The sequence below is a fragment of the Pseudomonas sp. Irchel 3E20 genome (assembly GCF_900187645.1).
In the GTDB taxonomy this organism is placed as follows: Bacteria; Pseudomonadota; Gammaproteobacteria; order Pseudomonadales; family Pseudomonadaceae; genus Aquipseudomonas.
In genome coordinates this window covers 240,285-263,787 of record NZ_FYEE01000005.1, presented here as the reverse complement: position 1 = coordinate 263,787, position 23,503 = coordinate 240,285, and the positions used below count along the sequence as shown (strand labels likewise).

22 protein-coding genes are annotated in these 23,503 nt (G+C 61.6%); 10 read left to right on the top strand and 12 right to left on the bottom strand.

What is annotated here, in order from left to right; translation table 11 throughout:
- Window positions 1-84: 84 nt before the first annotated feature.
- A complete protein-coding gene (gene typA / locus CKW13_RS12100) occupies window positions 85-1,905 on the bottom strand; it encodes a translational GTPase TypA (RefSeq protein WP_095108846.1) in 1,821 nt (606 codons plus the stop codon).
- A gap of 139 nt (window positions 1,906-2,044) precedes the next feature.
- Window positions 2,045-3,499 carry a tRNA uracil 4-sulfurtransferase ThiI gene (thiI, locus tag CKW13_RS12095; RefSeq protein WP_095108845.1) on the bottom strand — a complete coding sequence of 485 codons (1,455 nt, stop codon included), beginning with the start codon at window positions 3,497-3,499 and terminating at the stop codon, window positions 2,045-2,047.
- A gap of 331 nt (window positions 3,500-3,830) precedes the next feature.
- On the opposite strand from thiI, the gene glnA reads away from it, so the two are divergent.
- From glnA to ntrC, 3 genes are all read left to right on the top strand, one after another.
- Window positions 3,831-5,237 (top strand): type I glutamate--ammonia ligase, encoded by a 1,407-nt coding sequence (gene glnA / locus CKW13_RS12085; protein ID WP_095108844.1) that lies wholly within the window; start codon window positions 3,831-3,833, stop codon window positions 5,235-5,237.
- 677 nt (window positions 5,238-5,914) lie between these two features.
- A complete protein-coding gene (gene glnL, locus CKW13_RS12080) occupies window positions 5,915-7,000 on the top strand; it encodes a nitrogen regulation protein NR(II) (RefSeq protein ID WP_095108843.1) in 1,086 nt (361 codons plus the stop codon).
- Window positions 6,997-8,433 (top strand): nitrogen regulation protein NR(I), encoded by a 1,437-nt coding sequence (gene ntrC, locus CKW13_RS12075; protein WP_095108842.1) that lies wholly within the window; start codon window positions 6,997-6,999, stop codon window positions 8,431-8,433. The genes glnL and ntrC overlap by 4 nt, the downstream gene beginning before the upstream one ends.
- Before the next feature lie 437 nt (window positions 8,434-8,870).
- Here the strand turns inward: ntrC and CKW13_RS12070 are convergent, their stop codons facing one another.
- A complete protein-coding gene (locus CKW13_RS12070; protein WP_095108841.1) occupies window positions 8,871-9,311 on the bottom strand; it encodes a hypothetical protein in 441 nt (146 codons plus the stop codon).
- Here CKW13_RS12070 and CKW13_RS12065 point away from each other — a divergent pair.
- The gene (locus tag CKW13_RS12065) at window positions 9,310-9,765 is read left to right on the top strand and encodes a tRNA (cytidine(34)-2'-O)-methyltransferase (protein WP_095108840.1); all 456 of its coding nucleotides are present in this window, start codon (window positions 9,310-9,312) and stop codon (window positions 9,763-9,765) included. The two genes, CKW13_RS12070 and CKW13_RS12065, sit on opposite strands and share 2 nt — an antisense overlap.
- Before the next feature lie 102 nt (window positions 9,766-9,867).
- Here CKW13_RS12065 and secB read toward each other — a convergent pair whose 3' ends face one another.
- The 3 genes from secB to CKW13_RS12050 are packed head-to-tail and all read right to left on the bottom strand — an operon-like array spanning window position 9,868 to window position 11,067.
- Window positions 9,868-10,356 carry a protein-export chaperone SecB gene (gene secB / locus CKW13_RS12060; protein ID WP_095108839.1) on the bottom strand — a complete coding sequence of 163 codons (489 nt, stop codon included), beginning with the start codon at window positions 10,354-10,356 and terminating at the stop codon, window positions 9,868-9,870.
- A gap of 41 nt (window positions 10,357-10,397) precedes the next feature.
- Window positions 10,398-10,652 (bottom strand): glutaredoxin 3, encoded by a 255-nt coding sequence (gene grxC, locus CKW13_RS12055; RefSeq protein WP_095108838.1) that lies wholly within the window; start codon window positions 10,650-10,652, stop codon window positions 10,398-10,400.
- 1 nt (window position 10,653) lies between these two features.
- Window positions 10,654-11,067 carry a rhodanese-like domain-containing protein gene (locus tag CKW13_RS12050; RefSeq protein ID WP_095108837.1) on the bottom strand — a complete coding sequence of 138 codons (414 nt, stop codon included), beginning with the start codon at window positions 11,065-11,067 and terminating at the stop codon, window positions 10,654-10,656.
- A 154-nt stretch (window positions 11,068-11,221) separates the two neighbouring features.
- Here CKW13_RS12050 and gpmI point away from each other — a divergent pair, with 154 nt between their 5' ends.
- The 6 genes from gpmI to CKW13_RS12020 all read left to right on the top strand — a co-directional run bounded on the left by gpmI (window position 11,222) and on the right by CKW13_RS12020 (window position 19,363).
- Window positions 11,222-12,751, top strand: coding sequence for a 2,3-bisphosphoglycerate-independent phosphoglycerate mutase (gpmI, locus tag CKW13_RS12045; RefSeq protein ID WP_095108836.1), 1,530 nt, complete (start codon window positions 11,222-11,224; stop codon window positions 12,749-12,751).
- 215 nt (window positions 12,752-12,966) lie between these two features.
- Window positions 12,967-14,253 (top strand): murein hydrolase activator EnvC, encoded by a 1,287-nt coding sequence (locus tag CKW13_RS12040; RefSeq protein WP_095108835.1) that lies wholly within the window; start codon window positions 12,967-12,969, stop codon window positions 14,251-14,253.
- A 27-nt stretch (window positions 14,254-14,280) separates the two neighbouring features.
- The gene (locus CKW13_RS12035; protein WP_095108834.1) at window positions 14,281-15,588 is read left to right on the top strand and encodes a S41 family peptidase; all 1,308 of its coding nucleotides are present in this window, start codon (window positions 14,281-14,283) and stop codon (window positions 15,586-15,588) included.
- Between the two features lies 1 nt (window position 15,589).
- Entirely contained in the window at window positions 15,590-16,372 is a 783-nt protein-coding gene (locus CKW13_RS12030; protein WP_095108833.1) for a divergent polysaccharide deacetylase family protein, read from the top strand.
- Window positions 16,373-16,474: 102 nt separating this feature from the next.
- Window positions 16,475-18,067: a trypsin-like peptidase domain-containing protein gene (locus tag CKW13_RS12025; RefSeq protein ID WP_095108832.1), complete on the top strand. Its 1,593-nt coding sequence runs from the start codon at window positions 16,475-16,477 to the stop codon at window positions 18,065-18,067.
- 42 nt (window positions 18,068-18,109) lie between these two features.
- Window positions 18,110-19,363 (top strand): Vps62-related protein, encoded by a 1,254-nt coding sequence (locus tag CKW13_RS12020; protein WP_095108831.1) that lies wholly within the window; start codon window positions 18,110-18,112, stop codon window positions 19,361-19,363.
- Here CKW13_RS12020 and CKW13_RS12015 read toward each other — a convergent pair.
- The 6 genes from CKW13_RS12015 to hisB form a co-directional block, all read right to left on the bottom strand.
- Entirely contained in the window at window positions 19,354-20,109 is a 756-nt protein-coding gene (locus CKW13_RS12015) for an ABC transporter substrate-binding protein (protein WP_095108830.1), read from the bottom strand. The two genes, CKW13_RS12020 and CKW13_RS12015, sit on opposite strands and share 10 nt — an antisense overlap.
- Before the next feature lie 71 nt (window positions 20,110-20,180).
- A complete protein-coding gene (gene hisF, locus CKW13_RS12010; RefSeq protein WP_095108829.1) occupies window positions 20,181-20,951 on the bottom strand; it encodes an imidazole glycerol phosphate synthase subunit HisF in 771 nt (256 codons plus the stop codon).
- Window positions 20,952-21,049: 98 nt separating this feature from the next.
- Complete coding sequence (hisA, locus tag CKW13_RS12005) at window positions 21,050-21,793, bottom strand: 1-(5-phosphoribosyl)-5-[(5-phosphoribosylamino)methylideneamino]imidazole-4-carboxamide isomerase (protein ID WP_095108828.1); 744 nt, start codon at window positions 21,791-21,793, stop codon at window positions 21,050-21,052.
- 101 nt (window positions 21,794-21,894) lie between these two features.
- Window positions 21,895-22,152 carry a DUF2164 domain-containing protein gene (locus CKW13_RS12000; RefSeq protein ID WP_095108827.1) on the bottom strand — a complete coding sequence of 86 codons (258 nt, stop codon included), beginning with the start codon at window positions 22,150-22,152 and terminating at the stop codon, window positions 21,895-21,897.
- Window positions 22,152-22,790 (bottom strand): imidazole glycerol phosphate synthase subunit HisH, encoded by a 639-nt coding sequence (gene hisH, locus CKW13_RS11995; protein ID WP_095108826.1) that lies wholly within the window; start codon window positions 22,788-22,790, stop codon window positions 22,152-22,154. The genes CKW13_RS12000 and hisH overlap by 1 nt, the downstream gene beginning before the upstream one ends.
- Window positions 22,790-23,383 carry an imidazoleglycerol-phosphate dehydratase HisB gene (gene hisB / locus CKW13_RS11990; RefSeq protein ID WP_095108825.1) on the bottom strand — a complete coding sequence of 198 codons (594 nt, stop codon included), beginning with the start codon at window positions 23,381-23,383 and terminating at the stop codon, window positions 22,790-22,792. The genes hisH and hisB overlap by 1 nt, the downstream gene beginning before the upstream one ends.
- Window positions 23,384-23,503: the final 120 nt, after the last annotated feature.

Here is a 23,503-nt window from a genome sequence, read left to right as displayed (position 1 = left end):
CTGAACCCAGCCTACAAATCCAAAGCATAAAAAAACGCCCCCGGCCTTTCGACCGGGGGCGTTTTTCATTCAGCCTGAGTTAACTCAGTTCTTGGCTTTCTTGGCAGCGCGGGTACGCTCGCCTTCGTCCAGGATCTTCTTACGCAGGCGGATCGACTTAGGCGTCACTTCGCACAGTTCGTCGTCCTGGATGAATTCCAGGGCCTGTTCCAGGGTGAAGCGAACAGGTGGAACCAGGGCGATGGTTTCGTCTTTACCCGAAGCACGCATGTTGTCGAGCTTCTTACCTTTGGTTGGGTTGACGCCCATGTCGTTGTCACGGCTGTTCAAGCCAACGATCTGACCGTTGTAGATCTCTTGACCGTGTTCAACGAACAGCTTGCCACGCGCCTGGAGGGTTTCCAGGGAGTAGGTCAGCGCCTTGCCGGTTTCTACCGATACCAGAACACCGTTCTGACGGCCGGACATGTCGCCGGACTTCATGGTGTCGTAGCGATCGAAGATCGAGGTCAGGATGCCAGCACCGTTGGTCAGGGTCAGGAACTGGTTACGGAAACCGATCAGACCACGAGCAGGGATGTTGTATTCCAGACGCACACGGCCTTTGCCATCCGGCACCATGTTGGTCAGGTCGCCCTTACGCAGGCCCATCTCTTCCATGACCTTGCCCTGGGATTCTTCAGGGGTGTCGATGGTGACGTTTTCGAACGGTTCCTGCTTCACGCCGTCAACCTGACGGATGATGACTTCTGGACGACCAACGCCCATTTCGAAGCCTTCGCGACGCATGGTTTCGATCAGTACCGAGAGGTGCAGCTCACCACGGCCGGATACCTTGAACTTGTCGGCCGAGTCGCCTTCTTCAACGCGCAGTGCCACGTTGTACAGCAGCTCTTTGTCCAGACGTTCCTTGATGTTACGGGAAGTCACGAACTTGCCTTCTTTACCGCAGAAAGGCGAGTCGTTGACCTGGAAGGTCATGGAAACGGTTGGCTCGTCAACAGTCAGAGGCTTCATCGCCTCGACATTGTCTGGCTGGCACAGGGTGTCGGAGATGAACAGCGAGTCCATACCGCTGACGCACACGATGTCGCCGGCGAAGGCTTCTTCAACGTCGATGCGGTGCAGGCCGTGGTGACCCATCAGCTTCAGGATACGGCCGTTACGCTTCTTGCCGTCGGCGCCGATAGCCACAACCGGGGTGTTCGGCTTGACGCTGCCACGGGCGATACGGCCAACGCCGATAACACCCAGGAAGCTGTTGTAGTCCAGTGCCGAGATTTGCATCTGGAACGGGCCCTCACGGTCAACAGTCGGCGCCGGTACGTTGTCGACGATCGACTGGTACAGCGGGGTCATGTCTTCGGCCATGTCGGTGTGTTCCAGACCGGCAATGCCGTTCAGGGCCGAGGCGTAGACGACTTTGAAGTCCAGCTGTTCTTCGGTGGCGCCCAGGTTGTCGAACAGGTCGAAGATCTGGTCCAGAACCCAGTCCGGACGTGCGCCCGGACGGTCAACCTTGTTGATGACCACGATTGGACGCAGGCCGGCTTCGAAAGCCTTCTTGGTCACGAAACGGGTTTGCGGCATAGGGCCGTCTTGTGCGTCAACCAGCAGCAGAACGGAGTCGACCATCGACATCACACGCTCTACTTCACCGCCGAAGTCGGCGTGGCCCGGGGTGTCCACGATGTTGATGTGGTAGCCGTTCCAGTTGATGGCGGTGTTTTTCGCCAGGATGGTAATACCGCGCTCTTTCTCCTGGTCGTTGGAGTCCATCACGCGCTCGTCGTTGAGCTCGTTGCGCTCCAGGGTGCCGGATTGACGCAAGAGTTTGTCTACCAGGGTGGTTTTACCGTGGTCAACGTGAGCAATGATGGCGATGTTGCGTAGATTTTCGATCACTTGTGTATCTCGATCAGAGGATTCGGTGTGCTGACAGGTCGTGGCAGCGATTTTCAATAGAGTCAGGCCTTGCCGTTACAGCTTGACGGCGGCGTCGGGGGGCCGGTGACGCAGGCCACAGGCGTACAGCCCCGGGCTCTTAGCTCGGTCGATAAACGCGCACATTGGCATATCCCTCACTGAGCAAATGGTGGGCATGCAGGCGACTCATCACGCCTTTGTCGCAATACAGCAGGTACTGGCGAGTAGGGTCCAGTTCCTTGAAACGAGCGTTCAATGCATAGAACGGCAACGCTTGTACGTCGATGCCGGCAAGCTCCAGCGGCGCGTCCTCAACGGCATCCGGGTGACGGATGTCGATGACGATCTGGCCGGCCAGGGCTTCGCTGACTTCTTCGATCTGCAAATCCTGGCCCAATTCGTCGATCACCCGATCGATCGGCACCAGTTTGGCGTTCTCCAGCGCACGCTCGAGCACCGCCATGTCGAATTCTTTCTCTTCGTGCTCCACGCGCGGGCGCTTGGCGTGGGTCTTGGGGTTCACCGAAATGACCCCGCAGTACTCGGGCATGTGCTTGGCGAAGTCGGCGGTGCCGATTTCGTTGGCCAGGTCGATGATGTCCTGCTTGTGGCTGGCGATCAGTGGGCGCAGCACCAGTTTGTCGGTTACGCAGTCGATCACGGACAGGTTGGGCAGCGTCTGGCTGGACACCTGGGAAATCGCCTCGCCGGTCACCAGGGCGTCGATGTCCAGCCGGTCGGCAATCCGCGAGGCAGCGCGCAACATCATACGCTTCAATACCACGCCCATATGACTGTTATCGACTTTGCCGAGGATTTCCCCCAGCACTTCCTCGAACGGCACGCTCACAAACAGCACGCGCTGGGAGCTGCCGTACTTCTTCCAGATAAAGTGCGCGACTTCCATCACGCCCAGTTCGTGGGCACGCCCGCCCAGGTTGAAGAAGCAGAAATGGCTCATCAGGCCACGGCGCATGATCTGGTAGGCCGCCACCGTGGAATCGAAACCGCCAGACATCAGCACCAGGGTCTGTTCCAGGGCACCCAACGGATAACCGCCAATGCTGTTGTGCTGGCTATGGATCACAAACAACCGTTGGTCGCGAATTTCCATGCGCACTTCGATTTGCGGCGCCTTGAGGGAGATTCCGGCGGCGCCGCACTCGCGACGCAGCTTGCTGCCGACGTATTTCTCCACGTCCATGGAGCTGAACGGGTGCTTGCCGGCGCGCTTGCAGCGCACGGAAAAAATCTTGCCCTCAAGCTCACTGCCAAAGTGCAAACGGCACTTTTCGGTGATGTCGTCGAAGTCCCCCAACGGGTACTCGTCGACCTGCAAAAAATGCGCGATGCCGGGCATGCAGCTCAGGCGCTCGGTCATGTCCTTCAAGGCTTTGGGCTCGGTGACGCGGGTTTCCAGCTCGAGGTTGTCCCACACGCCGTTCACCACCACGGCCGGGTCCAGGTCGCGGAGCACGGTGCGGATGTTCTTGGCCAATTGGCGGATGAAACGCATCCGTACCGGGCGGCTCTTGATGGTGATCTCGGGAAAGACTTTTACGATTAGTTTCATGAAAACAGCGCGCGCAGGGCCAGCCGAAAAAGGGGGGCGCGGATTATAGCGGAAATTGCTCAAGCTTTAACCAGTTAATCTGCAATTGGTTTTGCTCGCACTTTATTGGTGCGTTTTCGGTATTTGCCGCCACATTGCAGTGCGTAAAAAACGCGCTTTATACGATTTGCACGTTTATAGGCGCGTAAAAGGGGCGCAAAACCCAACTCGGGGCACTGGCATGCAATTTGCTCCCTTGTGAGGCAGGTTGCCATGGCCGAATATTCGCGCCCGCATCACCCACATTCCAAGGGCTCTCCACTACCCAGCCCGAATCCACCCCGGAGGACATATGTCGAAGTCGGTTCAACTCATCAAAGATCATGACGTCAAGTGGATTGATCTGCGCTTCACTGACACCAAAGGCACGCAGCACCACGTGACCATGCCGGCCCGTGATGCGCTGGATGAATCCTTCTTCGAAGAAGGCAAGATGTTCGATGGTTCCTCCATCGCGGGCTGGAAAGGCATCGAAGCCTCCGACATGATCCTGCTGCCGGACGACTCCACCGCCGTGCTCGACCCGTTCACCGAAGACCCAACGCTGATCCTGGTCTGCAACGTGATCGACCCTTCGACCATGCAAGGCTACGACCGCGACCCTCGCGCCATCGCCCACCGCGCCGAGGAATACCTCAAGTCCACCGGCATCGGCGACACTGTGTTCGTCGGCCCGGAGCCTGAGTTCTTCATCTTCGACCAAGTCAAATTCAAGTCCGACATCTCCGGTTCGATGTTCAAGATCTACTCCGAGCAAGGCTCGTGGATGACCGACCAGGACATCGAAGGCGGCAACCACGGCCATCGTCCGGGCGTGAAGGGCGGCTATTTCCCAGTTCCGCCGTTCGACCATGACCACGAAATCCGTACCTCCATGTGCAACGCCATGGAAGAAATGGGCCTGGTCATCGAAGTGCACCACCACGAAGTGGCCACTGCCGGCCAGAACGAAATCGGTGTGCAGTTCAACACCCTGATGAAGAAAGCTGACGAAGTTCAGACCCTCAAGTACTGCGTGCACAACGTGGCCGTGGCCTATGGCCGCACCGCGACCTTCATGCCTAAGCCGCTGTACGGCGACAATGGCTCGGGTATGCACGTACACATGTCCATCGGCAAAGATGGCAAAAACACCTTCGCCGGCGAAGGCTATGCCGGCCTGTCCGACACCGCCCTGTACTTCATCGGCGGCATCATCAAGCACGGTAAGGCCCTGAACGGCTTCACCAACCCTTCGACCAACTCCTACAAGCGTCTGGTCCCAGGCTTTGAAGCGCCGGTCATGCTGGCCTACTCGGCACGCAACCGCTCTGCCTCGATCCGCATTCCTTACGTCTCCAGCCCTAAGGCGCGCCGTATCGAAGCCCGCTTCCCGGACCCGGCTGCCAACCCGTACCTGGGCTTCGCCGCCCTGCTGATGGCAGGCCTGGACGGCATCCAGAACAAGATCCACCCAGGCGACGCTGCCGACAAAAACCTGTACGACCTGCCGCCTGAAGAGGCCAAGGAAATCCCGCAAGTGTGCGGCAGCCTGAAAGAAGCCCTGGAAGAACTGGACAAGGGCCGTGCGTTCCTGACCAAGGGCGGCGTGTTCAGCGACGACTTCATCGATGCCTACATCGCCCTCAAAAGCGAAGAAGAAATCAAGGTCCGCACCTTCGTACACCCACTGGAATACGAGCTGTACTACAGCTGCTAATCCGGTAACGCTTGCGCAAGCGGCGTAACAGAGGCCTCCTTCGGGAGGCCTTTTTCATGGCTGAAATCTCTGACATCAAAACCACCGCCCTTCCCTGGCGCGCGCCGCCGCGCCCGGCATTCCCCACCCGTCGCCCTGGGTAAGCTTGCCGGCCCAACCGACAACGCCCAAGGAAGACACCATGCTCAAACACGCCCGCGCCCTGGCACTCATGCTGCCCATCGCTTGCATCCTCTCGTTCGGCTGCACTCACCTGACTACCGGCAGCACCTCCACCACCCGTCAGGACAGCGCCCTCTAACACCCTCAGTGGGAGCGGGCCTGCCCGCGATGACAGCAGCCCATACACCCTAGATGCTGGCTGATGGCCCGCCCCCACAGAGGTTCACTCGCGCCCTGGCAAATGGCTCAGCCCCTCTATCCTCCAAGGCTCACGTCCCCGCCCAGCAGCCTTCGCACTTATGCACTATATTGGTGCGACACACCTCAACAAAGTAACTCCCCAGCCCATTTTGGTTCGAAACCACCCACCGATATTGGCCGTGCGCCACTAAACAGCGCCTCAAACGCCTGTTTCAAGGCTTTGGCGCTTCTTTTCGGAGCCTTGGTTTGGTTTTTGCATTTTCCTCGTACCAGCGCGTGCCCTACGGGCGCGACATGCTCCAAAAGAGGTCCTAATGACCATCAGCGACGCACTGCACCGCTTGCTTCTCGACAACCTGACCACCGCGACCATCCTGCTCAACGCCGACCTGCGCCTTGAGTACATGAACCCGGCGGCCGAGATGCTGCTGGCCATCAGCGGCCAGCGCAGCCACGGGCAATTTATCAGCGAGCTGTTCACCGAATCCGCCGAGGCCCTGAGTTCGTTGCGCCAGGCTGTGGAGCAGGCCCACCCGTTCACCAAGCGCGAAGCCATGCTCACCGCGCTCACCGGCCAGACCCTGACGGTCGATTACGCCGTCACCCCGATCCTGAGCAACGGCGCCACCCTGCTATTGCTGGAGGTGCACCCGCGCGACCGCTTGCTGCGCATCACCAAGGAGGAAGCGCAGTTGTCCAAGCAGGAAACCAGCAAGATGCTGGTGCGCGGCCTCGCCCATGAGATCAAGAACCCCTTGGGCGGGATTCGCGGCGCGGCGCAGTTGTTGGCCCGCGAACTGCCCGACGAAAGCCTCAAGGACTACACCAACGTCATCATCGAAGAGGCTGATCGCCTGCGAAACCTGGTGGACCGCATGCTCGGCTCCAACAAGCTGCCGTCCCTGGCCCTGACCAACATCCATGAAGTGCTCGAACGCGTGGCCAGCCTGGTGGAGGCCGAGACCCAGGGCGGCATCACCCTGGTGCGCGACTACGACCCGAGCATCCCCGACGTGCTGATCGACCGCGAGCAGATGATCCAGGCCGTGCTCAACATCGTGCGCAACGCGGTGCAGGCCATCAGCAGCCAGAACGAGCTGCGCCTGGGCCGCGTCACCCTGCGCACCCGGGCGCTGCGCCAGTTCACCATCGGCCATGTGCGCCATCGCTTGGTGACCAAGATCGAAATCATCGACAACGGCCCGGGCATCCCCGCCGAGTTGCAGGACACCCTCTTCTTCCCCATGGTCAGCGGCCGCCCCGACGGTACCGGGCTAGGCCTGGCCATCACCCAGAACATCATCAGCCAGCACCAGGGCCTGATCGAATGTGACAGCCATCCAGGCCACACCACGTTCTCGATCTTTCTGCCACTGGAACAAGGAGCCACATCGACATGAGCCGTAGTGAAACCGTGTGGATCGTCGATGACGACCGTTCTATCCGTTGGGTGCTGGAAAAAGCCCTGCAACAAGAAGGCATGACCACCCAGAGCTTCGACAGCGCCGATGGGGTGATGAGCCGCCTGGCCCGCCAGCAACCGGACGTCATCATCTCCGACATCCGCATGCCCGGCGCCAGTGGCCTGGACCTGCTGGCGCGGATCCGCGAACAGCACCCGCGCCTGCCGGTCATCATCATGACCGCCCATTCCGACCTGGACAGCGCCGTGGCCTCCTACCAGGGCGGCGCGTTCGAGTACCTGCCCAAGCCCTTCGACGTCGATGAAGCGGTGTCGCTGGTCAAGCGCGCCAACCAGCACGCCCAGGAACAGCAAGGCCTGGAAGTGCCGCCCACCCTGGCCCGCACCCCGGAAATCATCGGCGAAGCGCCGGCGATGCAGGAGGTGTTCCGCGCCATCGGCCGCTTGAGCCACTCCAACATCACCGTGCTGATTAACGGCGAGTCCGGCACCGGCAAGGAGCTGGTAGCCCACGCCCTGCACCGCCACAGCCCGCGTGCGGCATCGCCGTTCATCGCGTTGAACATGGCCGCGATACCCAAGGACTTGATGGAGTCGGAACTGTTCGGACACGAAAAAGGCGCCTTCACCGGCGCTGCCAACCTGCGCCGTGGGCGCTTCGAGCAGGCCGACGGCGGCACATTGTTCCTCGACGAAATCGGCGACATGCCCGCCGACACCCAGACCCGCCTGCTGCGGGTACTGGCGGACGGCGAGTTCTACCGCGTGGGCGGCCATGTGCCGGTCAAGGTGGACGTGCGCATCATCGCCGCCACGCACCAGAACCTGGAAACCCTGGTGCACGCCGGCAAGTTCCGCGAAGACCTGTTCCACCGCCTCAACGTCATCCGCATCCACATCCCGCGCCTGTCGGACCGGCGTGAAGACATCCCCACCCTGGCCAAGCACTTCCTCGCCCGCGCCGCCCAGGAGCTGGCGGTGGAACCCAAGCTGCTCAAGAGCGAAACCGAGGAATACCTGAAAAACCTGCCCTGGCCGGGCAACGTGCGGCAACTGGAAAACACCTGCCGCTGGATCACCGTCATGGCCTCGGGCCGTGAGGTGCACGTGGGCGACCTGCCGCCGGAATTGCTCAACCTGCCGCAAGACGCGGCGCCGGTCACCAACTGGGAGCAAGCCTTGCGCCAATGGGCCGACCAGGCCCTGGCACGCGGCCAGTCCAGCCTACTGGACAGCGCCGTGCCGAGCTTCGAGCGGATCATGATCGAAACCGCGCTCAAGCACACCGCTGGCCGGCGCCGCGACGCCGCCGTGCTGCTGGGCTGGGGGCGCAACACCCTGACCCGCAAGATCAAGGAGCTGGGGATGAAAATCGACGGCGGGGATGATGACGAGGCGGATGAGAGCTAGAAAACGGCGCTGCGAAGACAACCTTCTAAGGGAGCGGGCTGACCCACCATAGCGGTGGGTCAGGCACCCGCGATGGCGACTGCTCTACCGCTATCGCTGGCAGGCCCGCTCCCACAAAAACCCCCACAGTTTTCTTGCCCCCCACGCACCATTTCAAAGCGCCTCGCCCCGCCATCGTGCGCCGTCTTACCCCCGGCGCCCTTGCGCAAAAACACCAAAGCCCCAGATTCCGGGGCTTTGGTCATTCAAAAGTGTTTTTTCCTACAGTACGACGGACCTGGCACGCCCCCTGCAATAACACGGGTACTACCCAGTTTCGGGGACCTTGGTACAGGCAGGCCAAGAATCCCCTCTTTATATAGGGGCCAGGGCGCACGACGCGCCGGGCACCGATGCTTTTGGGGGCCCTGGTACAGGCAGGCCGGGAACTCCCTCTTTTATTCCTCCCGCAGGCGCACTTGCAGGCGCCAGCGCCCCTCGACCTCGGCGCCGGACCACTCGCCCCGCAAGGGCCGCGCCGCGACGAAGTTGAGCAACAACCCGGCATCCGCCGCCCGCACCCGCCAGTTCACGTCCTTGTCATTGACCTTCAACCGCCCGCGCTGCGCCTTGCCCTGAGCGTCGAACAGCAGCGCGACGGTGCCGTCGATGTGCTCGCCGTGCACCTTGGGCTCGACGTTGAACCACACCTGCACGCCATCGGCCGTCACCTCGATTTGCTGCAACTCCACCGGCTCCGGCGCCGTGAGGCGGCCGATCATCAGGCCCACCAGCAAACCGACAATCGCCAGCGAGCCGAACACCCGCGGCAATAGCTTCGGCCGCGGGTCGTCGGGGGGGGTATCATGCAGCCCATCATTACCTTCGGAGCCGTGCATGTTTCACGTCATCCTTTTTCAACCAGAAATTCCGCCGAATACCGGCAACGTTATCAGGCTGTGCGCCAACAGTGGCTGCCACCTGCATTTGATCGAGCCCCTGGGCTTTGACATGGACGACAAGCGCCTGCGCCGCGCCGGGCTCGATTACCACGAGTACGCCACCCTGCAACGCCACGCCGACCTCGCCAGTTGCCTTCAAAGCCTGGGCCAGCCGCGCCTGTTTGCCTTCACTACCAAGGGCTCGCGGCCCTTCCACGATGCCAGCTTCGCCGAGGGCGACGCCTTCTTGTTCGGCCCGGAAAGCCGTGGCCTGCCCGCCGAAGTACTCGACGCCCTGCCCGACGGCCAACGCCTGCGCCTGCCCATGCGCGAAGGCTGCCGCAGCCTGAACCTGTCCAACACGGTCGCCGTGGCGGTGTATGAGGGCTGGCGACAACTGGGTTTCAAGTAAGGGCCCCATAACAAATGTGGGAGCCGGCCTATGCGGAAGCTGGCGTGCCAGTTCCCACACAGGCCGGCTCCCACATGGGATCGGCGTCGCGGTTCGGACTGCTTACTGAACCGTCGGCGAGCCTTCCTGCTGCATGCGTTGCAGTTCTTGCGCGTACAACGCGTCGAAGTTCACCGGCGCCAGCATCAGGGCCGGGAACGAACCGCGGGTCACCAGGCTGTCCAGCGCTTCACGCGCATACGGGAACAGGATGTTGGGGCAGAACGCGCCCAGGGTGTGGCTCATGGACGCGGCGTCGAGGTTCTTAATCAGGAAGATACCGGCCTGCTGAACTTCGGCGATGAACGCCACTTCTTCGTTTTCGCCGTTCTTGACGGTGACCGACAGGGTCAGCACGACTTCGTGGAAGTCGCCTTCCAGGGCCTTCTGGCGGGTGTTGAGGTCCAGACCGACACTCGGCTCCCAGGCCTGGCGGAAGATCGCCGGGCTTTTTGGCGCTTCAAAGGACAGGTCACGCACATAGATGCGCTGCAGGGAAAATTGCGGGGCGGTTTCTTCTTCGCTTGCCACTGTAGTCTGTTCGTCAGTCATCTCGGATCCTTCTTGATCGCGTGGTCTTCAGGTTTGGGAACTCAGGCCCGGAGCAGCGCGTCGAGCTTGCCGGCGCGGTCCAGGGCAAACAAATCATCACAGCCGCCCACGTGGGTGGTGCCGACCCAGATCTGCGGCACCGAGGTGCGGCCGGCTTTCTGGGCCATTTCGGCGCGCACCTGGGGTTTGCCGTCGACCTTGATCTCGTCGAAGGCCACACCCTTGCTGGCCAGCAGGTGCTTGGCACGCGAGCAGAAGGGGCAGTAATCGCTGGAGTAGACGACGACAGCAGTCATGTCACTTCACCAGCGGCAGGTTGTCGGCTTTCCAGCTCGACACGCCGCCCGACAGCTTGGCGGCGTTGTAGCCAGCCTTGACCAGTTCGCGGGCGTGAGTGCCGGCGTGCTGGCCCATGGCATCGACCAGGATGATGGTCTTGGCCTTGTGCTTTTCCAACTCGCCCACGCGCGCGGTCAGTTTGTCCTGGGGGATGTTCAGCGCGCCGACGATGTGGCCAGCGGCGAAATCCTTGGTTGGGCGGATGTCGATCACCACGCCGGCGTCCTTGTTGACCAGCGCGGTCAGCTCGCCCGTGCTCAGGCTGCGGCCGCCACCTTGCATCTGGTGAGCGATCAGCAGGCCCAGCAGTACGACGAAGGCGCCGACGAGCAGATAGTGATTAGTGGCAAATTCAATCAGGTGAGCAACCATCGAAGGAGGTTCCAGGGCGTTAAAATGTCGGCCAGTATACACAGCCGCCAATGCCGACCAAACCCCGCCCGGCGGTGACTTGGATTGAACTTGCCTTTAAACTGCCACTCCCTTTTTCACCGCCCTCCTTTTAACTTCGCCACGAGTGGACTCCATGACTACCACGCCCAAACCTTTGGTCCTGATGATTCTCGATGGCTTCGGTCACAGTGACAGCCACGAATCCAACGCCGTGTACGCCGCGAAAAAACCGGTGCTCGATCACCTGTGCGCCACGCAGCCCAATGGCTTGATCTCGGGCTCGGGCATGGATGTCGGCCTGCCGGACGGCCAAATGGGCAACTCCGAAGTCGGCCACATGAACCTCGGCGCGGGCCGCGTGGTGTACCAGGACTTCACCCGCGTGACCAAATCGATCCGCGACGGCGAGTTCTTCGAGAACCCGACCCTCTGCGCCGCCGTGGACAAAGCCGTGGCCGCCGGCAAAGCCGTGCACTTTATGGGCCTGCTCTCCGATGGCGGCGTGCACAGCCACCAGGATCACCTGATCGCCATGGCCGAATTGGCCTTCAAGCGCGGTGCCGAACACATCTACCTGCACGCCTTCCTCGATGGCCGCGACACGCCGCCCAAAAGCGCGCAATCATCCATTGAGCTGCTGGACGAAACCTTCAAGACCCTGGGCAAGGGCCGCATCGCCAGCCTGATCGGCCGTTATTTCGCCATGGACCGCGACAACCGCTGGGACCGCGTGGCCCAGGCCTACAACCTGATTGTCGATGGCCAGGCGCAGTTCCACGCCGCCACCGCCCAGGAAGGCCTGCAAGCGGCCTACGCGCGCGGCGAGAGCGACGAGTTCGTCAAGGCCACCGCCATCGGCGCGCCGGTCAGGGTCGAAGACGGCGACGCCGTGGTGTTCATGAACTTCCGTGCCGACCGCGCCCGCGAGCTGAGCCGGGTGTTCGTCGAGGACGGCTTCAAGGAATTCGAGCGCGCACGCCAGCCGGCCCTGGCCGGGTTCGTCATGCTCACCCAATACGCGGCCAGCATTCCCGCGCCTTCGGCCTTCGCCCCGGGCAGCCTGGAAAACGTGCTGGGCGACTACCTGGCGAAAAACGGCAAGACCCAACTGCGTATCGCCGAAACCGAAAAATACGCCCACGTGACCTTCTTCTTCTCCGGCGGGCGCGAAGAGCCCTTCCCCGGCGAAGAGCGCATCCTGATCCCGTCGCCGCAAGTGGCCACCTACGACCTGCAACCGGAAATGAGCGCACCCGAAGTCACCGACAAAATAGTCGACGCCATCGAAAAGCAACGCTTTGACGTGATCGTGGTCAACTACGCCAACGGCGACATGGTCGGCCACAGCGGTGTGTTCGACGCCGCGGTCAAGGCTGTGGAATGCCTGGACCTGTGCGTCGGGCGTATCGTCCAGGCCCTGGAAAAGGTCGGCGGGGAAGCCCTGATTACCGCCGACCACGGCAACGTCGAGCAGATGTCCGACGCGTCAACCGGCCAGGCCCATACCGCCCACACCACCGAGCCGGTGCCGTTCATCTACGTCGGCAAGCGCGACCTCAAGGTGCGCGAAGGCGGCGTGCTGGCCGACGTCGCGCCGACCATGCTCAAGCTGCTGGGCCTGGAACAGCCCAAGGAAATGACCGGGACTTCGATCCTCGTCTAACCCCCAAAAAACCGGTGGGAGAGAGCCTGCTCGCGATGACGTCGGCACATCCAGCGGCCAAGTCGCCCGATGCGCCATCATCGTAAGCAGGCTCGCTCCTACCGTGGTTTCCAGGGTTTTTCGGGTCAGTCATCACACAGCCCCAATTGGGCGTTTTTTTTGCTGCCCATGGCGGGCATACTAGGCCGTCCCTTTCCCTGGTGTCGCCCGCCTCTATGCTTCGCGCCCTGATTGCCCTTGCCCTGACCTGCCTGCTCCAACCGGCCTTCGCCGACGAACGTGCGCAGACCCAACAACAGTTGGACGCCACGCGTCAGGACATTGCCGAGCTGAAAAAGCTATTGGGCAAGTTGCAGGAAGAAAAAACCGGCGTGCAGAAAGACCTGCGCGGCACCGAAACCGAAATGGGCAACCTGGAAAAGCAGGTCGAGACGCTGCAAAAAGAGCTCAAGAAGAGCGAATCCGAGCTGCAACGGCTCGATGAGGAGAAAAAAAAACTCCAGAGCGCGCGCGTTGAACAACAACGCCTGATCGCCATCCAGGCCCGGGCCGCCTACCAGAACGGGCGCCAGGAGTACCTCAAGCTGCTGCTCAACCAGCAGAACCCGGAAAAATTCGCCCGCACCCTCACCTATTACGACTACCTGAGCCAGGCCCGCCTGGAGCAGTTGAAGAATTTCAACGAAACCCTGCGCCAACTGGCCAACGTCGAGCAGGATATCGCCCTGCAACAGGCGCAGTTGCTGGTGCAAAAAAGCAGCCTCGACAGCCAGCGCGAAGAACTGGACAAGGTCCGCAAGGAGCGCCAGCAAGTGCTGGCCAAGCTCAACGGCGACCTCAAGGCCCGCGACGCCAGGCTCCAGGCACGCCAGCAGGACCAGGCCGACCTGTCCAAGGTCCTCAAGACCATCGAAGAAACCCTGGCGCGCCAGGCTCGCGAGGCAGAAGAGGCGCGGCAAAAAGCGCTGATCGCCCAGCAGGAAGCCGAAAAAAAGCGTTTGCGTGAAGCCCAGGCCGACGCTGGCCAAAGCCCGCGCACACCGGCCAAGGCTACGCCTGGCGCGCTGGTTTCCAGCACCGGTGCGACCTTCGGCGGCGCATTTGCTTCAGCCCGGGGAAAACTTCCATGGCCGGTTGATGGTCGATTGCTTGCGCGATTTGGCGAAGGCCGCGGCGATGACGCCCGGACCAAGTGGGACGGGGTGATGATTAGCGCCTCGCCCGGCAGCCAGGTGCGGGCCGTGCACGGCGGGCGCGTGGTGTTTGCCGATTGGCTGCGCGGCGCCGGGCTGCTGGTGATCCTCGACCACGGCAACGGTTATTTGAGTTTGTACGGCCACAACCAGACGCTGCTCAAGGCCGCCGGGGATGTGGTCAAGGCCGGCGAGTCCATTTCCACTGTCGGCAGCAGTGGCGGACAGGACACGCCAGCACTGTATTTCGCTATTCGTCAGCAGGGTCACCCGAGTGATCCAGCACAATGGTGCCGCGCACAAGGATAAGCGCGCTGCCTTACTCAGGAGTTCGACATGCTGCATTTGTCCCGCCTCACCTCGCTGGCCCTGACGATCGCCATTGTGATCGGGGCGCCGTTGGCGTTTGCCGCCGATACGGCGCCACTGCCAGCGGCCGCTACCACCAAGGCGCCGCTGCCACTCGATGAGCTGCGCACCTTTGCCGAGGTCATGGACCGCATCAAGGCCGCCTACGTCGAACCGGTAGACGACAAGACCCTGCTGGAAAACGCCATCAAGGGCATGCTCAGCAACCTCGACCCGCACTCGGCCTACCTGGGCCCCGAAGACTTCGCCGAATTGCAGGAAAGCACCAGCGGCGAATTCGGCGGCCTGGGCATTGAAGTCGGCGTCGAAGACGGCTTTATCAAAGTGGTCTCGCCCATTGACGACACCCCGGCGTCCAAGGCCGGCATCCAGGCCGGCGACTTTATCGTCAAGATCAACGGCCAACCGACCCGTGGCCAGAGCATGACCGAAGCCATCGACAAGATGCGCGGCAAGATCGGCGAGAAAATCACCCTGACCCTGGTGCGCGACGGCGGCACGCCGTTCGACGTGACGCTGACCCGCGCCACCATCCAGGTCAAGAGCGTCAAGGCGCAGTTGCTGGAGTCGGGCTACGGCTACATCCGCATCACGCAGTTCCAGGTCAAGACCGGCGACGAGGTGTCCAAGGCCCTGGCCAAGTTGCGCAAGGACAACGGCAAAAAGCTCAGCGGCGTGATCCTGGACCTGCGCAACAACCCCGGCGGCGTGCTGCAATCGGCGGTGGAGGTGGTCGATCACTTCATCACCAAGGGCCTGATCGTCTACACCAAGGGCCGCATCGCCAACTCCGAGTTGCGCTTCTCCGCAACCGGCAAGGACGAAAGCGAAGCTGTGCCGATGGTGGTGCTCATCAACGGCGGCAGCGCCTCGGCCTCGGAGATTGTCGCCGGCGCCTTGCAGGACCAGAAACGCGCGGTGGTCATGGGCACCACCAGTTTCGGCAAGGGTTCGGTGCAAACCGTGCTGCCGCTGAACAACGACCGCGCCTTGAAGATCACCACTGCGTTGTATTTCACCCCCAACGGCCGCTCGATCCAGGCCCAGGGCATCGTGCCCGACATCGAAGTGCGCAAGGCCAAGATCACCAACGAGCAGGACGGCGAATACTTCAAGGAAGCCGACCTGCAAGGCCACCTGGGCAACGGCAACGGCGGGGCGGACAAGCCCAGCGGTTCCGGCGCCAAGGCCAAGCCCATGCCCCAGGACGACGACTACCAATTGGCCCAGGCCCTGAGCCTGCTCAAGGGCCTGAGCATCACCCGCGGCAACTGAGATGCGCCTGCGGTTGATCCTCGCCCTGCTGGGCTGTGTGGCCGGCGCCGCCCAGGCGGCGCCGAGCGACAGCCCAGCCAAGCCCCACAAGGCCTACCTGAGCCTTATCATCGACGACCTGGGGCAGAACCTGCCCCGGGATCGGCGTGTGCTGGCCCTGCCCGGGCCGGTCACCACGGCGATCATGCCCGACACGCCCCACGCCGCCGAATTCGCCCGCGAAGCCTATCGCGCCGGCAAAATCGTCATCCTGCACATGCCCATGGACCCGGCCACCGGGCCGTTCGCCTGGCACCCCGAACTGCCCATCGAGGAGCTGAAAAAACGCCTCGACGCCGCATTCAAGGCCGTGCCCTACACCAGCGGCATCAACAACCACATGGGCAGCCGCATGACAGCCCAACGGCCGGCCATGGCCTGGTTGATGGCCGACCTGCAACAGCGCCACAAATTTTTCGTCGATAGCCGCACCAGCGCCAGCACCGTGGCCGCCGCCGAGGCGCAGAAGATCGGCCTGGCCAGCGTCTCGCGGGATGTGTTCCTGGATGACGAGCGCACCGAAGCGGCCATCGCCGCGCAGCTTGAAAGCGCCATTGTCCTGGCGCAAAAGCACGGTTCGGCGGTCATCATCGGCCACCCTTACCCGCAGACCCTGGCGGTTTTACAGCGCGAATTGCCGCGCCTCAAGGCCCGCGGTATCGAATGGATCGACATCCGCCAAATGATCGGCGTGCGCAGCAACCGTGCAAGCGCTGCCCACGGCAACGACGGCACCTACCGCTAGCGCCGGCCCCATAGATAGCTACCGCTTTTCGCACCGCAGTTCCTGATTAGGTAGTGCACCACCCCGCAATCGGCGGGGTGCCACTGACCCATAAGGAGCGACATGAACACACCCTCTTCACTTTTCGGCGCCTTGCTCGCAGGCGTTCTATGCGTCCCCGTGCTGGCCTCACCCAGCGATTTTGGCGCCAACCTGGCCAACCTCACCCCTTCCCGGCTACTGACCAACGACCGCGGCCAAAACCGCCACTGGTCCGGCGTAGGCCGCGTGCGCAACGAAACCAACACCCTGTGCACCGCCAGCCTGCTCGACACCCGTAACGGCGAAGGCAACGCCACGGGCCCGGCCTATATCATCACCAGCAGCCATTGCATCCACCGCACCAACGAGTTCGTGCACAAGGACATGCCGCTCAAGGGCAGCATCTCGTTCAACTACTTCGACGACACCCTTGCCACCCTCAAGACCTATCCCCTCAAAACCCTGAAGTGGAGCAGCAGCCAGGGCGTGGACCTGGCGATCATCGAACTCGACAGCGCCCTGGCCACGCTGATCGACAACGGCATCACCCCGCTGAAACTGGCTGAAGAGGCACCCGCAGACGGCAGCGACATCCTGGCCCTGAGCGCCCCGGCCTGGGACACCCTGCGCCTATCCGCCTGCACCCAGCAGGCCTCGGCGGAAATCGTCGAGCAACCCTACGTCTGGCGCGTAACGATGAAAAACCAATGCCAAGGCATTGCCCCGGGCAGCTTCGGTGGGCCCCTGCTCAATCGCCAGTCCAACGAGATCTTCGGCATCCTCGGCACCAGCACCCGCGGTTCCAATGCCGATAAGAAATGCCAACGCGACGCCCCCTGCGAGGTCAAGAACGGTATCGCCACTCGCCACGCCGACAGCAACTACGGCAGCCCGGTCACCTTCCTGCGCAGTTGTTTTGTCGAAGGTGTGCTGCACAGCAATATCGACACCTGCGACCTCTACCCCACCACCGTCATCGGCTTCAAGAACCCGCAGCCGATCAAGCAGTACTACGTCACGGCCAACAAAGGCTCCAAAAGCATCATCCCCACCTGGGACCTGAGGTTCACCATCAACACCCCGTTCTACCGCTACAAAACCACGCGCCGCGCCATCGACTGCGAAAACCCGGCCCTCTACAGCGCCCCCGTAGCCGCCGAAAACGCCTACATCAACGACCCCATCGGCCCGCAGACTGGCATGCACATGCTGTGCGTGGTCGGCGTCGAATCGGCCGAGCAGCCCGTCACCCCCGGCATGATGAAAAATGCCCTGACCCTGGCAGTGGAACTGGCTGAACCGGGCCCGGCGCGCACCCCGGACGTGAGCATCAGCCTCGATAAGGAAGGGCTGCAGGCTTACACCGTGAAATGGAAAATGGCCCCGCCCTTCATGAGCCGCTACACCTACAAAATGGGCCCAGCCCACAGCACTGACTGCCTACGCCCTGTAGGCTACCTGGCCATCCCCCTGCCGCGACCAGAGCCGGAAGACGACGATGAGGGTGAAGATATTTATCACCACCCGTTGGAAGACCAAGCCATCACTCCCGCCGATGATGACTTCATCCAGATAGTCAGCACCAACACCCACCCGATCAAAATCTGCACCTATGCCTACGACCAGGCCGACCAGCCTTCGACGTTACGTGTGGATATTCTCAAGCCGCGCTAACCGGCCACATCTCATCCAAGGCAATGACAGGAGTCGAAACCCATGGACCCCTTTAGATATAAAGATCTGCAAATAGGATTTACCGAGCACTTTATTTACCTATGGAATAACCGGCACCCGATGGCAGGAACAATCGGCAGCCAGAAAGCCACTTTCTGGCGCCCTAGAATTTCTCAGCAACTGTTCGGCTATCATCCCGTCGGAGACTGTATTTACCCACACTTCGATGACATCAATTACAAACACATGGTCCCCATCGTGCGTGACATAGAGGGTGCTCAAGGCACCGCGCTACGTGAACCGCTCTCGTATGAGCAGGTATGGGACAGCGAAGGATTCAATACGCAAAACCATAAAGGCAGTTGGAACACGTCCCTATGGCGCCCGATACCGCCACCCGGTTACGTCGCGATGGGCCTGGTGGTGGGCAATGGGCTGGAGCAGCCCCGTACGGATGCCGTGCGCTGCCTGCGCGAAGACCTGGTTATTGAGTCATCCATCGGCGACCTCATCTGGAGCAACCGTGGCTCCCAGGCAGATAAGGACTTCAGTGCCTGGGACATCACCCCTCCAGCGGCGTTGGCAGGCGAAGTCTACTTCTGCGCGAACACGTTCGCGGGTATTGGCGCCTATACCAAACCAAACACCATGGCCACGGCTTACGCCTTGCGAGTCAGTATGCCCGTGACGGCAACCATACCCGCCGATGCTCCGCAGCTTACAAGCCATGCCGAACCTTCAAGTCTCGACAGCAATACACGCACGGGCTTCACTGAACTTCCCTGGTTCACGATAAAAGACCCGCAACTGAGTGCCTTTGAACAAGTATCGCAATCGCCAACTTATAAAGTGGAAAGAACCGACCGCTACATCCTGATCGGCCACGGGCATAACACTGCTGAATCGCCCCAACGCTATAACTGGTCTACGACGACGGGCATCAACAGCGCCGCCGCCAATACCTTTAGCGCAACAACCTCAATTGACATCAGGGCGCCGTGGGCAGTCGCAACGCACTTCAAGGCATCGGCAAAGTTGAGTGCAATAACCACACCCCAAGGCTGGTCAGAAGCAAAAACCCTGAACATCTGGAGTGATATTGCGCCCAATACGGCCCTGGCCTTTTACTTGGTCGAGAGCCGTTACAGGTTGCTTCGCAAGGACGGGAGCCAAATAGGGGAAACCTTGTTGTACAAGGATGACCAGGCCAGTTACTGGACCGAATATCCACAGGGCAACGCCTGCAAGGTGGGCATAAAACTCAACTCAAGTGCCAGCAGGGCCGATCAGAGATAGCGCGCCATGATCCGCTCCACCTCGCCTTCTTTGCGCAGTTGATCGAGGGCGAGTTGTAGTTTGCTGACGATCTCGTCCGGCACATCCTTGTTCAACGCCAGGTACAACTCGGCGCTGTGGAAACGCAGCACCGTTTTGAGACCGGTGACCCCCTCCTGCCGGGCAAGGTAACGGCCGGCCGGGTCGCCGGTGGCCCACAGGTCGATCTGGCCGCTGACCAGTTTGCGCGCATTGTCCTGGTCCCGTAGCGCCACGATGGGCGCCAGGCCCTGCTTGGTCAGCGTCTCGGCAATGGCATCGCCCTTGTAGGCGCCGATCTTGTATTTGCGCGCCTGCTCCAGGGTTTGCAGGGTGATTTTGCTATCGGCGCGGGCGAGCATGATCCAGTCGTCCGGGCCGATGGGGCCGACCCATTTGAACAACGCTTCGCGGTCGGGCAGTCGCGCCATGACGAACACGCCGTAGCCGGGTTTTTCCAGGGCCAGTTTGTAGATACGTTCCCACGGGAAGCGCAGGGTCAGGCTGTAGTTAATGCCAGCACGTTTGAACATTTCCCGCACGATATCCACGGCGATGCCGTCGATATTCTCGTCCTGGGCGAAGTTCTTACCGTTTTTTGCCATGTTGTAGGGCGGAAAGTTTTCCGTCAGCAGCACCACGCTGGGGCGGTGAGGCTCAGCCGCCCACGCCGGGCCGGCGAGGAGCAACGCGGCGCTGGCCAATACAGGAAGAAAGCGTTTGAGCATGACGGTTACCCAAATCCATGGCGTGGCCCAGAGTGCCGTGAGCCCGCCATGCTGTCCAGTAGCCAGTGGTGCTAGCGCACGGTAATCCCGCGGGCCGCCATGTAGGCCTTGGCTTCGGGGACGGTGTATTCGCCAAAGTGGAAAATACTCGCCGCCAACACCGCGCTGGCGTGGCCTTCGAGGATGCCGTCGGCCAGGTGCTGGAGGTTGCCGACACCGCCAGAGGCGATCACTGGGATGCCCAGGGCATCGCTGATGGCGCGGGTCACGCCCAGGTCGAAGCCGTTTTTCATGCCGTCCTGGTCCATGCTGGTCAGCAATATTTCGCCGGCGCCCAGGCCTTCCATCTTCACCGCCCACTCCACCGCGTCCAGGCCGGTGGGTTTGCGCCCGCCGTGGGTGAAGATTTCCCAGCGCGGGGTTTGGCCCGGCAGCGAAACCTTCTTGGCGTCAATGGCGACCACGATGCACTGCGAGCCGAAATGCTGCGCGGCCTCGCCGACGAACTCGGGGTTGAACACCGCCGCGGTGTTGATGGACACCTTGTCCGCCCCGGCATTGAGCAGGTTGCGGATGTCTTGCACGGTGCGCACGCCGCCGCCCACGGTCAGCGGGATAAACACCTGGCTGGCCATGCGCTCGACGGTGTGCAGCGTGGTGTCGCGGCCATCGACGCTGGCGGTGATATCCAGGAAGGTGATCTCGTCCGCACCCTGCTCGTCGTAGCGCCGGGCGATTTCCACCGGGTCGCCCGCGTCGCGGATGTTCTCGAACTTGACGCCCTTGACCACACGGCCGTTATCCACGTCCAGGCAAGGGATGATGCGTTTGGCCAATGCCATGGGGGCTCATCTCCGATAAGAGTTATTAGCGGCCAGCTACAAGCGGCAAGTAGAAGCGGTTGGCTTTTGCTTGCCGCTTGTAGCTGGAAACTTGCCGCTTAAAACGTGCTGCTTGCCGCATCGCAGAGCGCTTGCGCCTCGGCCACGTCCAGCGTGCCTTCGTAGATCGCACGGCCAGTGATGGCGCCGATGATGCCAGGGGCCTTGGCGTCCAGCAGGGCCTGGATGTCGCCCAGGTTGTGGATGCCGCCGGAGGCGATCACCGGGATCCGTGTCGCGACGGCCAGGGCCGCGGTGTAGGAGACGTTGCAGCCCTGCATCATGCCGTCTTTGGCGATGTCGGTATAAACGATGGCCGACACGCCGTCGCTTTCAAACTGCTTGGCCAGGTCGATCACCTGCACGGTGCTGATTTCGGCCCAGCCGTCGGTGGCGACGAAACCGTCCTTGGCGTCCAGGCCAACGATGATCTTGCCCGGGAAGGCGCGGCAGGCCTCGGCCACGAAGGCCGGGTCCTTGACGGCTTTGGTGCCGATGATGACGTAGCTCACACCGGCCTTGACGTAGTGTTCGATGGTGTCCAAGGAGCGAATACCGCCGCCGATCTGGATCGGCAGGTTCGGGTAGCGCTTGGCGATGGCGGTAACCACTTCACCGTTGACCGGTTGGCCTTCAAAGGCGCCGTTGAGGTCCACCAGGTGCAGGCGCCGGCAACCGCCGTCCACCCATTTGGCAGCCATGCTCACCGGGTCGTCGGAAAACACCGTGGAATCTTCCATGCGGCCCTGGCGCAGACGCACGCAAGCGCCGTCCTTGAGATCGATAGCGGGAATAATGAGCATGCTTTTTCCTTCGTCAAAAGAGCTGCGAGCTGCAAGCTTTAAGCTGCAAGCAGGCATGCGTATCAATTCTTGCAGCGTGAAGCGCGAAGCTTGCCGCTGCTCTAGTTTTTCTCAAGCGCCCATAAGTCGCTTTCGATGCTTTCAAAGCGCTCTTTGAGGTGCGCTTGCACGTCGAAAATCGCCCGGTTGTAGTAGTGCGGGGCGATTTCGCGGGTGAACAGCTCAAGGATTTCCGCGGCCTCGAACGAGCCCAGGTCGAACTCGAAGCGATCCTGCATGAAGCGCTTGATCTTGTGGTTGGCCTCGCTTTCCTGCTCGGCGGTGAGGGTCAGGATCGGCGGCTTTTTTTTCGCGGCCATTACCAGCGCCCGTCCCAAGTGGCGAAGTTCTGCAGCAATTGCAGGCCATGGGTGTGGCTCTTCTCCGGGTGGAACTGCACCGCGAACCGCGAGCCATCGGCCAGGGCCGCGGCGAAGTCGACGCCGTAATGGCCGCTTCCCACCACCTGCTGCGCATTGGCGGCGGCGATGTAGTAGCTGTGCACGAAGTAAAAACGCGCCAGGTCCGGGATGTCGTGCCACAGCGGGTGCGGCACCGACTGGCGCACTTCGTTCCAGCCCATATGCGGCACTTTCAGGTGTTCGCCGTCTTCGTGCAGGCCCTTGCCGAAGAACTTCACGTTGCCGGGGAACAAGCCGATGCAATCCACCCCGGCGTTTTCTTCGCTGTGGTCGAGCAACGCCTGCATGCCCACGCAAATGCCCAAGAACGGGCGATCCTGGCTGACTTCGCGCACCAGGGCATCGAAGCCCAGGCGACGAATCTCGGCCATGCAGTCGCGGATCGCGCCGACACCGGGGAACACCACGCGATCGGCTTCGCGGATCACGTTGGCGTCACTGGTAATCAGCACCTTGCCCGCGCCCACGTGCTCCAGGGCCTTGGCCACCGAATGCAGGTTGCCCATGCCGTAGTCGATGACGGCGACGGTCTGCATTACAGAACGCCTTTGGTCGATGGCATTTGCCCGGCCATACGGTCATCGAGCTCCACAGCCATGCGCAGCGCACGGCCGAAGGCCTTGAACACGGTTTCGATCTGGTGGTGGGTGTTGCTGCCCCGCAGGTTGTCGATGTGCAGGGTGACGTTGGCGTGGTTGACGAAGCCCTGGAAGAACTCCTGGAACAGGTCCACATCAAAGCCGCCCACGGTGGCGCGGGTGTAGGGCACGTGCATTTGCAGGCCGGGGCGGCCAGAGAAGTCGATCACCACGCGCGACAGCGCTTCGTCCAGCGGCACGTAGGCATGGCCGTAGCGGCGGATGCCTTTCTTGTCGCCAATGGCCTTGCTGAACGCCTGGCCCAGGGTGATGCCGACGTCTTCCACCGTGTGGTGGTCGTCGATATGCAGGTCGCCCTTGCTTTCGATATCCAGGTCGATCAGCCCATGACGGGCGATTTGATCCAGCATGTGCTCAAGAAAGGGAACGCCGATATCGAATCGGGCCTTTCCAGTGCCATCCAGGTTGATCGAGGCTTTGATCTGGGTTTCCAGAGTGTCGCGCTCGACGGATGCCTTACGTTCGGCCATCACCAGCTCCGCAAAATCATTGGGCGAAAAAGGTGGCCATTATAGGGTGCCCGGGCGCCAAACAGAAACCTCATGAGCACATCCCCGATGGGCTGGAAGCCGCGCCGTCAGGGGTGTACA

Coding starts and splice junctions, on each gene's coding strand:
- thiI (WP_095108845.1), bottom strand. CDS start 3,499: ATGAAACTAATCGTAAAAGTCTTTCCCGAGATCACCATCAAGAGCCGC.
- glnA (WP_095108844.1), top strand. CDS start 3,831: ATGTCGAAGTCGGTTCAACTCATCAAAGATCATGACGTCAAGTGGATT.
- glnL (WP_095108843.1), top strand. CDS start 5,915: ATGACCATCAGCGACGCACTGCACCGCTTGCTTCTCGACAACCTGACC.
- ntrC (WP_095108842.1), top strand. CDS start 6,997: ATGAGCCGTAGTGAAACCGTGTGGATCGTCGATGACGACCGTTCTATC.
- CKW13_RS12065 (WP_095108840.1), top strand. CDS start 9,310: ATGTTTCACGTCATCCTTTTTCAACCAGAAATTCCGCCGAATACCGGC.
- CKW13_RS12070 (WP_095108841.1), bottom strand. CDS start 9,311: ATGCACGGCTCCGAAGGTAATGATGGGCTGCATGATACCCCCCCCGAC.
- secB (WP_095108839.1), bottom strand. CDS start 10,356: ATGACTGACGAACAGACTACAGTGGCAAGCGAAGAAGAAACCGCCCCG.
- grxC (WP_095108838.1), bottom strand. CDS start 10,652: ATGACTGCTGTCGTCGTCTACTCCAGCGATTACTGCCCCTTCTGCTCG.
- CKW13_RS12050 (WP_095108837.1), bottom strand. CDS start 11,067: ATGGTTGCTCACCTGATTGAATTTGCCACTAATCACTATCTGCTCGTC.
- gpmI (WP_095108836.1), top strand. CDS start 11,222: ATGACTACCACGCCCAAACCTTTGGTCCTGATGATTCTCGATGGCTTC.
- CKW13_RS12040 (WP_095108835.1), top strand. CDS start 12,967: ATGCTTCGCGCCCTGATTGCCCTTGCCCTGACCTGCCTGCTCCAACCG.
- CKW13_RS12035 (WP_095108834.1), top strand. CDS start 14,281: ATGCTGCATTTGTCCCGCCTCACCTCGCTGGCCCTGACGATCGCCATT.
- CKW13_RS12030 (WP_095108833.1), top strand. CDS start 15,590: ATGCGCCTGCGGTTGATCCTCGCCCTGCTGGGCTGTGTGGCCGGCGCC.
- CKW13_RS12025 (WP_095108832.1), top strand. CDS start 16,475: ATGAACACACCCTCTTCACTTTTCGGCGCCTTGCTCGCAGGCGTTCTA.
- CKW13_RS12020 (WP_095108831.1), top strand. CDS start 18,110: ATGGACCCCTTTAGATATAAAGATCTGCAAATAGGATTTACCGAGCAC.
- CKW13_RS12015 (WP_095108830.1), bottom strand. CDS start 20,109: ATGCTCAAACGCTTTCTTCCTGTATTGGCCAGCGCCGCGTTGCTCCTC.
- hisF (WP_095108829.1), bottom strand. CDS start 20,951: ATGGCATTGGCCAAACGCATCATCCCTTGCCTGGACGTGGATAACGGC.
- hisA (WP_095108828.1), bottom strand. CDS start 21,793: ATGCTCATTATTCCCGCTATCGATCTCAAGGACGGCGCTTGCGTGCGT.
- CKW13_RS12000 (WP_095108827.1), bottom strand. CDS start 22,152: ATGGCCGCGAAAAAAAAGCCGCCGATCCTGACCCTCACCGCCGAGCAG.
- hisH (WP_095108826.1), bottom strand. CDS start 22,790: ATGCAGACCGTCGCCGTCATCGACTACGGCATGGGCAACCTGCATTCG.
- hisB (WP_095108825.1), bottom strand. CDS start 23,383: ATGGCCGAACGTAAGGCATCCGTCGAGCGCGACACTCTGGAAACCCAG.